The organism is Pauljensenia sp. UMB9872, from assembly GCF_030212665.1.
Taxonomy (GTDB): Bacteria; Actinomycetota; Actinomycetes; order Actinomycetales; family Actinomycetaceae; genus Pauljensenia; species Pauljensenia turicensis_B.
The window spans coordinates 1-12,639 of record NZ_JASOER010000031.1 but is presented as its reverse complement, the minus strand read 5'-3'; the positions used below and the strand labels follow the sequence as shown (position 1 = coordinate 12,639).

The 12,639-nt window shown below is 55.3% G+C and carries 8 protein-coding genes; 7 read left to right on the top strand and 1 reads right to left on the bottom strand.

All coding sequences use genetic code 11. The features are described from left to right. Positions 1–99: 99 nt before the first annotated feature. On the bottom strand, positions 100–558 hold the full coding sequence (locus QP109_RS09105; RefSeq protein WP_285024420.1) for a PaaI family thioesterase: 459 nt from the start codon (positions 556–558) through the stop codon (positions 100–102). 18 nt (positions 559–576) lie between these two features. Between QP109_RS09105 and polA the strand changes: the two genes are divergently transcribed. The 7 genes from polA to QP109_RS09070 all read left to right on the top strand — a co-directional run bounded on the left by polA (position 577) and on the right by QP109_RS09070 (position 12,390). Next, positions 577–3,285, top strand: a complete 2,709-nt coding sequence (polA, locus tag QP109_RS09100) for a DNA polymerase I (protein ID WP_285024418.1) — start codon at positions 577–579, stop codon at positions 3,283–3,285. A 194-nt stretch (positions 3,286–3,479) separates the two neighbouring features. Further along, positions 3,480–4,925: a 30S ribosomal protein S1 gene (gene rpsA / locus QP109_RS09095; protein ID WP_285024416.1), complete on the top strand. Its 1,446-nt coding sequence runs from the start codon at positions 3,480–3,482 to the stop codon at positions 4,923–4,925. Positions 4,926–5,110: 185 nt separating this feature from the next. Next, a complete protein-coding gene (locus QP109_RS09090) occupies positions 5,111–5,806 on the top strand; it encodes a copper homeostasis protein CutC (protein WP_285024415.1) in 696 nt (231 codons plus the stop codon). Then, positions 5,803–6,489 (top strand): dephospho-CoA kinase, encoded by a 687-nt coding sequence (gene coaE / locus QP109_RS09085; protein WP_285024413.1) that lies wholly within the window; start codon positions 5,803–5,805, stop codon positions 6,487–6,489. Before QP109_RS09090 ends, coaE begins: the two co-directional genes overlap by 4 nt. Before the next feature lie 76 nt (positions 6,490–6,565). Then, entirely contained in the window at positions 6,566–8,635 is a 2,070-nt protein-coding gene (gene uvrB, locus QP109_RS09080; protein WP_285024411.1) for an excinuclease ABC subunit UvrB, read from the top strand. Positions 8,636–8,868: 233 nt separating this feature from the next. Beyond that, positions 8,869–9,918 (top strand): TerC/Alx family metal homeostasis membrane protein, encoded by a 1,050-nt coding sequence (locus QP109_RS09075; RefSeq protein ID WP_101627755.1) that lies wholly within the window; start codon positions 8,869–8,871, stop codon positions 9,916–9,918. Positions 9,919–9,984: 66 nt separating this feature from the next. Then, a complete protein-coding gene (locus QP109_RS09070) occupies positions 9,985–12,390 on the top strand; it encodes an HAD-IC family P-type ATPase (protein WP_285024410.1) in 2,406 nt (801 codons plus the stop codon). Positions 12,391–12,639 lie beyond the last annotated feature (249 nt).

Sequence of the window (12,639 nt, the reverse complement as noted above, 5' to 3'; positions counted from 1 at the left end):
GCCATATATAGACCCGATTTAGCTAACCTGAGCAGCAAGAACGTCTGAGCTCAGACACACTTTTTGCTACTTAACCCGATTGTGGTGTGCATCGAACGATCAAGCTCGTCGCGCCATAATCCGGTTCGTTACGCGCGCCGACGAAATCAGCTTCCCGGCCTCGTTTTTTATTTCAACAAGGTGGACCGTCGATGAACCACCTAGGTGAATAGCCGTTGCCGTCGCGATTACTCGACCGGTAGAAACCGACGAGATGTGGGAAATCGTCAGTTCAGTGCCCATCGCGAACCCGCGATCAGCGCCGTGAACGTTACGAGCGTGAATCTGGGAAGCAAATGATGCCGCTGTTTCCGCGAGCGCTGCGCTTGCCCCACCGTGAAGAATCCCAGCTGACTGGGTGTTTCCTTCGACGGGCATAGAGATCACTGTTTTTTCGGGCGAATGTTCTAACACGTCCATTCGCATGGCTTCCATCAGGGAATGTGGCCAATGTGCGCCCACGAATCCGCCATCGTGGGAAGGATCGGGCGTGGTTTGTCGTGCGGTTTGTCCATGCATACCTCTAGGGTTACATGTGTGAGTGACACTTTGCTGATTATCGACGGCCATTCGATGGCTTTTCGCGCGTTCTATGCTCTTCCGGCTGACCGTTTCGTGACCCATTCGGGGCAACATACGAATGCGGTGTACGGCTTCATCAAGATGATGGTGAAGATGATCCAAGAGGAAAAGCCGACACATGTTGCGGTGGCGTTTGACGTGTCGCGCCATTCATTCCGCACCGAGGAGTATCCGGAGTATAAGGGAACGCGTGATGCGACGCCGGAACCCTTTAAAGGCCAGGTTGAACTGATTAGCCAGATTTTGGACCTGATGGGTATTCGTTCCCTGCGCAAGGACGGCTACGAAGCCGACGATATTTTGGCGACGCTTGCTCACCGTGGTGAGAAAGCCGGGATGCATGTCTTGGTCGCGTCGGGGGATAGGGATTCTTTCCAGACGGTGACTGAGAATGTGACGGTTCTATATCCGGGTGCGTCGACCGAGAACTTGAAGCGCATGACGCCCGCTGCTGTTGAAGAAAAGTACGGTGTCCCACCGTTCCGTTACCCGGAAATTGCGGCTCTTGTCGGTGAGACCTCTGATAATTTGCCCGGCGTTCCCGGTATTGGACCGAAGACAGCGGCGAAGCTGATTAACGAGTTCGATGGCCTCGATAACCTGATGGCGAATGCTGATCAGGTGAAGGGTAAGCGTGGCGAGGCACTGCGCGAACATGCTGGTGATGTTGCGCGTAATCGTCGTTTGAATCGTCTGCTCACGGATCTGGACGTGGGGGTTGAGCTGGGGGATCTTGTCCCCGCGGCTACTCAAAAGACTGAATTGCTTGCATTGTTCGATACGTTGGAGTTTGGGCGCCTGCGTAACCAGGTGCTTGCGGTCAGTGTGGGCGATGACTCAGTAGAGGAATCGAGGGACGAAGCCGACCAGGCTTTTTGGACGGCACCCTTAACGGTGTCGGTCGCCTCCGATGCCACTGACATTTCCGACTGGGCGCGCTCAGCTGGCCACATTGATGCGATTTGGGCTGACGGGGAGGGTATCCCTGCTCATGGACACATCGATCTTCTTGCGTTGAGCGCAGGAAGTCGTGTCCTTGTCATTGACCCGACCATGCTCTCTCCGGTGCAGGATCAGGCTTTAGTGAAGGTCCTGAAGCACAGCGATTCGCACGTCGTTCATGATGCCAAAGCTCTGTCTCACGCTTTGGCAGGACACGGGTGGGCGATGGCGTGGCCTTCGAAGGACGTTCAGCTTGCCGCCTATCTCGCACGCCCCGATTCAAAGAGCGTCGAGATCAAAGAAATCTTGAACCGCTATTTCAACATTGAGTTGCCCGAAGAAGAAAAGAAGACGGACGCTCTCTTCGAGATCGTCGGCAGCGGTGAGATTCAAGAACGTATTCAACGATGCGCGCGTATCTGCTACTCCCTGCCGTTTGTGTGGAAGACCTTGAGCGCGCTTTTAGCGGATAACGGTGAACTGGACCTGCTGACACAGATGGAGCTTCCCGTATCTAGGGTCTTGGCGAAGATGGAAGCGACAGGTATTGCCGTTGATAGTGACGAGTTGCGTTCCCAGTCGAGGCAACTGGGATTCGAAGTTGATGTGGCCCGCAAGACTGCTCTTGATGTGATTGGTGAAGATGTGAATCTTTCCAGTCCCAAGCAACTGCAGAGGATTCTTTTCGAGGTCCTCGATCTTCCCAAGACAAAGAAGACGAAGACCGGCTACACGACGAACGCTGAGGCTCTTGCTGACTTGCGCGAAAAGACGCGAGATTCGGGTGGTCCGGGCTTCGTATTCCTTGACTCATTGCTGATGCACCGTGATCGAATCAAATTGAAGCAGATGGTGGACACGTTGATTTCTTCCACCAACCCCGATGGGCGCATTCACTCGACGTTCTCACAGGTTGTTACCACAACTGGCCGTTTGGCATCCAAGGACCCGAATCTGCAGAATATTCCGGCTCGTAGCCCAGATGGCCTGAAGATCCGTTCCGGTTTTGTTGCTGGTCCCGGCTTTGAGTCTTTGATGAGCGTCGACTATTCCCAGATTGAAATGCGCATCATGGCGCATTTGTCGGCAGATGAGGGCTTGATCGAAGCTTTCGCTACCGGCGAGGACCTGCACAAGACGATGGCTGCGATGGTTTTCGATACGCCCGTTGAAGACGTGACGGGTGAGCAACGCTCTCGCATCAAGGCCACGTCATATGGTCTTGCGTATGGCTTGTCCTCGTACGGTCTGTCCGCACAGCTGCATATTCCCGTCCACGAAGCAGCTGCGTTGCGTGACCGTTATTTCGAACGCTTCGCGGGGGTAGGCGATTATCTGAATTCGCTCGTCGACGAGGCTCGGATCAACGGCTACACGGAAACGATGTTCGGTCGTAGGCGCTATCTGCCCGACCTGACCTCATCGAACCGGCAGCGCCGCGAGATGGCCGAACGTGCTGCTTTGAATGCGCCGATTCAGGGGAGTGCAGCGGATATCGTGAAAATTGCGATGGTCAACGTTATCGACGCTCTGCATCAGGCTGACATGAAGTCACGCGTACTGCTCCAAATCCACGACGAATTGCTCCTTGAAATAGCACCGGAAGAACGTCAGCAGGCTGAGGAGCTTGTCCGCGACAAGATGAGCTCGCCAGTCCAATTGAAGGTGCCTTTGGATGTCGCAGTGGGAGTGGGAGGGAACTGGATGGCCGCCGCCCATTAGGTGGATGCGTGATCAAATGTGTGTCCGTAACGGATAAACGCGACCGAAACCACGTTTTTATTCATCAAACAGTGGAAAAGAGCGCGTTAACGAACTGGTAGACTTGCTAGCGGTGTCTTGGCACTCGTGTACGCGATTGCCGATTCGCCACTTCTGTACACCTACTATTCAGTCCGTTTCGGAGACACAACTACATGACCACCAATACGCCGCAGGTCGCGGTTAATGACATCGGCTCGACCGAAGATCTGCTTGCCGCCATCGACGCAACCATCAAGTACTTCAACGATGGCGACATCGTCGAGGGCACTGTCGTCAAGGTCGACCACGATGAGGTCCTCCTCGACATCGGCTACAAGACTGAGGGCGTTATCCTCTCTCGCGAGCTCTCCATCAAGCACGATGTGAACCCTGACGATGTTGTTGCTGTTGGCGACAAGATCGAAGCCCTCGTCCTCCAGAAGGAAGACAAGGAAGGCCGTCTGCTCCTGTCGAAGAAGCGCGCACAGTACGAGCGCGCCTGGGGCCAGATCGAAAAGGTCAAGGAAGAAGATGGCGTTGTCACCGGCACCGTCATCGAGGTCGTCAAGGGTGGTCTTATCCTCGACATCGGCCTTCGTGGCTTCCTCCCCGCATCCCTCGTTGAAATGCGTCGCGTCCGCGACCTCGCACCGTACATCGGTCGCGAGATCGAAGCGAAGATCATCGAGCTCGACAAGAACCGCAACAACGTTGTGCTCTCGCGTCGCGCATGGCTCGAGCAGACCCAGTCCGAGGTTCGCACGAACTTCCTCCACACTCTTGGCAAAGGCCAGGTCCGTACCGGTAACGTCTCCTCGATCGTTAACTTCGGCGCATTCGTCGACCTCGGTGGTGTCGACGGCCTCGTCCACGTCTCCGAACTCTCCTGGAAGCACATCGATCACCCGTCAGAGGTCGTCGAGGTTGGCCAGGAAGTCACCGTCGAGGTTCTCGACGTCGACATGGATCGCGAACGCGTCTCCCTGTCCCTCAAGGCAACCCAGGAAGATCCGTGGCAGGCATTTGCCCGTACCCACGCGATCGGCCAGGTCGTGCCGGGCAAGGTCACGAAACTTGTTCCATTCGGCGCATTCGTCCGCGTCGAAGACGGCATCGAAGGTCTCGTCCACATTTCCGAGCTTGCTCAGCGTCACGTCGAGCTGCCGGACCAGGTCGTTAAGGTTGGCGACGACGCATTCGTGAAGGTCATCGATATCGACCTCGAACGTCGTCGCATCTCCCTGTCGCTCAAGCAGGCAAACGAAGGCGTCGATCCGACCTCTGAAGAGTTCGATCCCTCGCTGTACGGCATGGCCGCTGAGTACGACGAAGACGGCAACTACAAGTACCCCGAAGGCTTCGATCCGGAAACCCAGGAATGGATGGAAGGCTACGAGGCGCAGCGCGAGGCTTGGGAAGCACAGTATGCCGAAGCGCAGGCACGCTGGCAGGCCCACAAGGCTCAGGTCATCAAGGCACAGGAAGAAGACGCCGAAGCAGCTCCGGTTGTTCCCGAGGCCACCTCTTCCTCGTCCTCCGTCGAGCCGGAGACCGTTGGTACCCTCGCTTCCGATGAGGCTCTCGCAGCTCTGCGTGAGAAGCTCACGAACGGAAACTGAACTGATCACAGAGCCTCGGCTCTGATGTGATGAACGTGTGCCCCACGAACTGTGTTCGTGGGGCACACGCGTTTATTCACACCACGCGTCGATTCATTCTCCTATGACTGCAATCTCCAGCTAGTGCGAACGCTGAAGAATAGCGGACGCTAGTCGCTCGCCGACTCATATAGGACAATGAAGCTATGACTCATATTGAGCTGTGCGTTGAGGACCTTCCTAGTGTTGCGATTGCAACGGATCAGGGCGTGGACGGTGTTGAGCTGTGTGCCCGCCTTGACGTCGGAGGTCTGACGCCGGATATCCAGCTTCTTGAGCAAAGCTTGACGCTGGCCCCCCCAACGGGTGTCCACGCAATGCTTCGCCTGCGAGGCGGTGACTTTGTTCATTCACGCGATGAAGTAGACCAGATGGTCTCAATTCTGAATGATCGCGTCAATCATTTCGCCAGCTACGTGAGCACGGGGCAACTGGGTTTTGTATGCGGAGCGATCACCGATGATGGGCAGATCAATGTCGAAGCATGTAAAGCACTCAAAGACGCCGCTGGTGATGCGCCACTGACCTTCCATCGTGCTTTTGATGAAACCCGCAACTATGACGAGTCTCTTGACACACTGATGTCCCTCGGCTTTGCGAGGGTGCTTACCACTGGCGGACGTGACGCAACAGCTCAAGCGCCAGTCCTTAAGCACCTTGCATCGCGTGCAGGAAACGACCTGACTATCGTGGCTTCCGGAGGCTTGCGGTCACACAATGTTGCGGCCTTCCTCAAAGTGGCACACGTTCGCGCGGTTCATATGCGTGCACCTCTTCTAGGCGGTGGTACGGATCAGGATGAAGTCGCTCGGATCGTAACAGCCGTCAGGAATGCATCATGACCCAGATTCACATGGGAGGCGCGTCTGCTGACCTTCTTCGTCCTTTCGTCATTCCAACAGACCGCGCACTGCTCGTCGGTTTGAGCGGTGGAATTGGCTCTGGAAAGTCATCTGTTGCCACTGCGTTTGCGAGTCTTGGCGCGGTCGTTGCCGACGCAGATGCCATCGCACGTGAAGTTGTCGAACCTGGAAGCGTCGGTCTTCGTCGTATCGAAGAAGTGTTTGGTGACGCCATCTTGAATGATGACGGGACTCTCAATCGAGGAGCACTAGCCCAGCAGGTCTTCACTGATGCTAGTGCCCGAAAGACATTGGAAGCAATCACTCATCCTTTGATTGCTGAGCGTTCCCGCCAGATTCTTTCAACCGCCCAACCGGGGAACATTGCTCTTTACGATGTTCCTCTGCTGACTGAGCAACACATGCACAACCAGTTTGACGCCGTGATGATGGTCGATGTTCCGCTTGATATGCGCCTGAGCCGTTTACAAGCTCGCGGGATGACGATTGACGAGGCCCGGAAAAGAATCGCATCCCAAGCGAACAGTGATGAACGACGTGCGATCTGCCACATTTGGATCACAAATACCGGCTCGCTCGTGGATCTTCAACGTCTGGTTGCGACAGTTCATGCCCAATGGCTGACAAACTCGGGTACAACTGGCAGTTCGACCGGCAGATGATCCCGGCCTCGTACATCACGAGCAGGCGATAGGCCCCCAATCGGCATGAGTCTGGCAAAGTGACTACGGTAGGACTGTGAGCAAACGAGTTGTGCGGCAAGAAGCGCCGTTTGAGGTTGTCTCTGACTACACGCCATCGGGCGACCAGCCGACTGCAATCGCGGAATTGGTCAAGCGCCTGAATGACGGCGAACAGGATATTGTTCTCCTCGGTGCTACGGGAACGGGTAAAACCGCAACGACCGCGTGGCTCATTGAGCAGATTCAGCGACCGGCGCTCATTATCGAGCCGAATAAAACGCTTGCCGCCCAGCTTGCCGCTGAATTCCGCGAACTGTTGCCTAATAACGCTGTCGAGTACTTCGTGTCGTACTACGACTACTACCAGCCGGAAGCCTATATTCCGCAGACGGATACATACATCGAGAAAGACTCGTCGATCAACGACGAGGTCGAACGCCTGCGCCACTCGGCGACGAACAACCTGCTGACCCGTCGTGACACGGTGGTCGTTGCCTCCGTGTCGTGCATCTACGGCTTGGGTACTCCCGAAGAGTACGTTGAGCGCATGGTTGAGCTGGAACGTGGCATGATCCTCGACCGCGATACCCTTCTTCGCGCCTTCGTTAATATGCAGTACGTTCGCAATGATGTCGCCTTCACGCGAGGCACTTTCCGAGTTCGTGGCGACACCATCGAAATCATCCCGGTGTACGAGGAGCTGGCGATCCGCATCGAAATGTTCGGGGATGAAATTGATTCGCTGGCAGTCCTGCATCCCCTGACCGGTGATGTTATCAACGAAGTCGATCATGTCTATCTATTCCCAGCCAGTCATTACGTTGCCGGCGAAGAGCGCATGAAGCGCGCCATTGCCTCGATTGAAGAAGAACTGGCAGAACGCCTCACGTGGTTCGAATCCCAAGGCAAGCTACTTGAAGCCCAGCGTCTGCGCATGCGCACCACATACGACCTAGAAATGCTTAAAGAAATCGGGACGTGCACGGGCATTGAAAACTATTCGCGTCATATCGATGGACGAGGCCCCGGCACTCCGCCCCATACGCTGATGGACTATTTTGCCGATGACTTTGTCCTGATCATCGACGAATCGCATGTGACAGTTCCGCAGATCGGTGCCATGTTCGAGGGCGATATGTCGCGCAAGCGTACTCTGGTCGATCATGGTTTCCGACTGCCCTCAGCAATGGATAACAGACCGTTGAAGTGGGACGAATTCATTGAACGCATCGGCCAGACGGTCTACCTGTCGGCGACCCCGGGTGACTACGAACTTGAGCGAAGCGATGGGGTAGTGGAACAGGTGATTCGCCCGACTGGACTGGTGGATCCAAAGATTATCGTCAAGCCCACGAAGGGACAGATTGACGATCTTCTGGAACAGATCCGCGAGCGTGTCGAAAAGGACGAGCGTGTTCTTGTCACGACGCTCACGAAGAAGATGGCGGAAGACCTGACCGAGTACCTCGCTCACCGTGGCGTCCGTGTCGAGTACCTGCACTCTGACATCGATACCCTGCGTCGCGTTGAATTACTTAGAGAACTGCGTCAAGGCGACTTCGACGTCCTGGTCGGCATCAACCTGTTGCGTGAAGGTCTGGATTTGCCGGAAGTTTCCCTTGTTTCGATCCTCGATGCGGACAAGGAAGGCTTCCTGCGTTCGACTCGATCGCTGATCCAGACGATCGGTCGTGCAGCACGTAACGTGTCGGGCGAAGTGCATATGTATGCCGACAACATCACGCCTTCGATGGAAGCTGCGATCAACGAAACTGGGCGTCGTCGTGAGAAGCAGATTGCCTACAACACCGTCCATGGCATCGACCCGAAGCCACTGCGTAAGAAGATTGCTGATGTCACCGACATGCTTGTGCGTGAAGAAGTTGATACGCGCACGCTACTCGACGGTGGATACCGTAAGGAAAAAACAGCGTCTGCTCGTTCGAAGCCTGATGCACTAAGCCTCGCGGGTGTAGCGCAAGCAGATCTTGAAGAATTGATCGAAGACTTAACGAAGCAAATGATGGTAGCCGCCGAAAACCTACAGTTCGAGGTCGCTGCGCGTCTACGCGATGAGTTGCAGGATCTGAAGAAGGAACTACGCCAAATGAGGGCAGCTAACTAATGAGAGCTGAAGTGTCTGCTCGGAGGTAATCTCGTTAGGTTCTCCACATACTGGCTTTTCATCGGGGTATCGTAGCGCGATCTAGGTAGACTGGTTTGCGAGGGGAGTAATCCCACGAAGTGCTGGTTCGTCACCACGGCGTTGGACACGAGCATCGCTCGGATCAGCAGCCCGAACATCGGGTGGGAAGAGACCTCACTATAATTGCTCGTACCTCAGAGAGGTTCCCACCCGTGCATGTTCACGCCCTCGGCTGGTTTGGTCTGGCCGTCGCAATTCTTGCCCTCATTACCGTTGACATCGTTGGCCACGTGCGTAAACCGCACGCTCCGACTCTCAAAGAATCGACCTGGTGGTCGATCGGCTACGTTCTTCTTGGTCTTGCCTTTGGCCTCATCATTTGGGGCGTCTACGGTGGCCAATTTGCCGGCGAATACTACGCTGGCTTCCTGACAGAAAAGGCTCTGTCACTTGATAATCTGTTCGTCTTTATCATCATTATGTCGTCCTTCAGGGTGCCTCGTAACTATCAGCAAAAGGCACTGTTGTCCGGCATTATCATCGCCCTCGTTCTGCGCCTCGTCTTCATTCTTGTTGGCGCAGCGCTGATTGAACGCTTCACGTGGGTCTTCTTTATCTTTGGCGCCTGGCTACTCTGGACCGCGTTCTCGCAAGCACGTGAAGGTATTGGCGGAGAAGATGAACACGAAGACGAGGAATACCACGAGAATTCCTTCGTCAAACTGATGCGTCGCGTTTTCCCCGTGACCGACGGTTTCATTGGTGACAAGTTCCTGCACCGTCACGGTGGTCGCACGTATCTGACGCCGATGCTCCTCGTGGTCTTTGCGCTGGGCACCGCTGACCTGATGTTTGCCTTCGACTCGATTCCGGCAATCTTCGGACTGACCCATGAACCCTATTTGGTGTTCGCATCGAACGCGTTCGCTCTGCTTGGTCTGCGTCAGCTCTACTTCCTGATCGAACGCCTGCTGGAAAGACTGGTTTACCTGCACTACGGCTTGGCAGCAATACTTGCCTTCATCGGAATGAAGCTGGTTTTCCACGCGATGCACGAGAACACGCTTGTGTTCCTTAACGGAGGCGAAGGCATTCACTGGGCACCGGAAATCGGAATCCTTCCATCCTTGTCCTTCATTATCGTGACCATCGTGGTTACGGTCGTGACATCGTTGCTGAAGAGCCGTTCAATGGCGTTAAAGGATGCTCCTTTAGACACCCACGCTCTGAAGAAGGAAAAGCCCGCTCGTACTTTTGACTGACACGTTGCCCAGATGGGGCTTACGTACCCGTCCGACTTAAAATCCTCGCCCACACTGAAGGACGTAATGACGCACTCTTCAACACTCTCCGGTCTGACGCACGCTGAGGTGAGAGAACGTGTTGCACGCGGTGATACGAATGATGTTCGCCAAAGAACCTCGCGATCGATTGCTTCGATTATTCGCGAGAATGTTTTCACGTTGTTTAACGCGATCCTGATCAGTGCTGCGGTGCTGGTGCTCATCTTCGGGCATCCTCAGGATGTTGTCTTCGGAGGTGTGCTGGTTTTCAACGCGATTATCGGCATTGTTTCGGAATTGAAGGCGAAGCGGACTCTTGATTCGCTCGCAATCGTCGATGCTCCAACAGCGTTGGTTATTCGTGGTGGCAAAACTCAAGAGATCCCCGCCAAGGATGTTGTGCTTGATGATGTCATGTGCCTTGAATTGGGCACGCAGATTTGCGCAGATGGCGTCGTTGAAGAGTCCTCAGGCCTAGAGGTTGACGAGGCGCTACTGACCGGTGAATCAACACCCGTCAAGAAGAAAGCGGGCGATCAGGTTCTTGCGGGAACCTCGGTCGTTGCTGGTAGCGCGATCATGGTTACCCACGCGGTGGGTGCGAAGACGTACGCGCAAGATCTTTCTCGTCGAGCTCGCATCTACACGCGGACTATTTCGCATATTCAGGTGAGTATCAACAAGGTTCTGCGTGTCATTTCCGCGCTACTCATTCCGGTGATTGTGCTGACCATGTGGTCGCAAACCCGCATTGCCGGCACTGATGCGGCCTGGAACCAAGCGATCGTGCTGGCGGTCGCGAGCGTTGTGGGAATGATTCCGCAGGGCCTCGTGTTGCTGACTTCAATGAACTTCGCGATCGGTTCGGCGACGTTGGCGCGCAGGGGAGTGCTTGTCCAAGAACTGCCCGCGGTGGAAGTTCTCGCACGAGTCGACAGTCTCTGCGTCGACAAGACGGGCACTCTCACCACAGGCCATATTCGGGTGCGCACGCTTCGCCTTGGTGCGAATGTTTCGGAGGACGAGGCCACGCTCGCTCTGAAAGCTTTGAGCGCCAATCGCGCGAATGCAACAGCGCAGGCGATTGACGATTATTGTTCCGACGCGGATCTAGACCAGGTGACTTGGGCGATTCCGTTCTCATCAGCTCGCAAGTGGTCAGCGTGTGGGACTACTAGTGGCAGCTGGTATTTGGGGGCTCCGGAGATTCTTCGTTCTTCGCAAGAACCCGGGGAGTTTGATCAGCTCATCGACGAGTATTCGTCGGAAGGTTTGCGCGTTGTCGCCCTAGCTCATAGCCAAGAGTGCGACGAGGCAACGGCACTCGACGTTTCTTCCGGTGACTACCTGCTTCCAGACGTACGACGCGTTGTGGGCATCATTGTCTTGGAAGAAGACTTGCGTATAGACGTAGCCGATACGCTGACATATTTTGCTCGCCAAGACGTCCGTGTTCGAGTGATTTCGGGTGATAATCCGGTGACTGTTGGCGCTCTGGCACGCCAAGCGGGTTTGAGCCGTTCCGACGGGAAGCCTTTGGTCATCACGGATGCGCGAACTCTCCCCGCAGATACTTTGTCAGATGAGTTCGGCCAGATCGTTGAGAAAACGGATGTGTTCGGGCGTGTGACGCCGGAGCAGAAGCGCGCGATGGTCCAGGCACTGCAGGCTAATGAGCACACGGTCGCAATGACAGGCGACGGAGTGAACGATGCCCTTGCTCTGAAAGATTCCGACCTTGGAATCGCGATGGGCAACGGGTCCCAGGCAACGAAGGCTGTCGCGCAGATCGTCTTGATTGATTCAAAGTTTGCTGTATTACCAGGAGTGGTAGCTGAAGGGCGACGCATTATTGCGAATATGGAACGCGTCTGCGCTCTCTTCCTTGCCAAAACCGTTTACGCGGCGTTGATCGTTGTGACGTGTGCTCTGATGGCGTGGGAATACCCGTTCCTTCCACGTCACTTCACCTACATCGATGCACTGACGATCGGCATCCCCGCATTCTTCCTTGCTCTCGCACCGAATGCTAGGCGCTACGTGCCTGGGTTTCTGCACCGAACACTTGCCTTAGCGGTGCCCGCAGGAATTGCCTTGACTCTGGCAGCGCTTGGTAGCTACGCAATCGTGGGCCCTGGAGATGACTACGCGAGGACCATTGCCACGCTTTCGCTGATTGTCGGCGCGCTCTGGCTAGTCTCGGTCACCGCTCGTCCACTCTTAGGCTGGCGTGGTGGACTCGTGCTCCTCATGGCACTCGGAGCTTTCATTGGGGTCTTCATTCCCGTCATTCGCACCTTCTTAGCGCTCAGCTGGCCAACGCACGAACATTGGCTTGTGATCGGGGTGGCAGGAATCGGTGCCGGACTTTTGATTGAAGCCAGCCACCGCCTGTACCACAAGCGTAAACACGCTCATGCAGAGGCCATCGGCGCCCCTGACACCGCATAATTCTGACCCGGCACAAGCTTGAACAGATGCCGTAAATGCACGTGTGGGAGAACGCCAAAGCGTTCTCCCACACCGCACTGAACAATCAGAAGCGGTTAATCACCGGATTCCACTCGCCGATGATGCGCTCAAGAATGACACCGGCCTTCTTGAACGGATCCTCATCAAGAAGGGGTTAAGTAGCAAAAAGTGTGTCTGAGCTCAGACGTTCTTGCTGCTCAGGTTAGCTAAATCGGGTCTATATATGGC

Bases quoted from the DNA above. Each gene is read 5' to 3' on its own strand.
- QP109_RS09105 (WP_285024420.1), bottom strand. From the start codon at position 558: ATGCATGGACAAACCGCACGACAAACCACGCCCGATCCTTCCCACGAT.
- rpsA (WP_285024416.1), top strand. From the start codon at position 3,480: ATGACCACCAATACGCCGCAGGTCGCGGTTAATGACATCGGCTCGACC.
- QP109_RS09090 (WP_285024415.1), top strand. From the start codon at position 5,111: ATGACTCATATTGAGCTGTGCGTTGAGGACCTTCCTAGTGTTGCGATT.
- coaE (WP_285024413.1), top strand. From the start codon at position 5,803: ATGACCCAGATTCACATGGGAGGCGCGTCTGCTGACCTTCTTCGTCCT.
- QP109_RS09070 (WP_285024410.1), top strand. From the start codon at position 9,985: ATGACGCACTCTTCAACACTCTCCGGTCTGACGCACGCTGAGGTGAGA.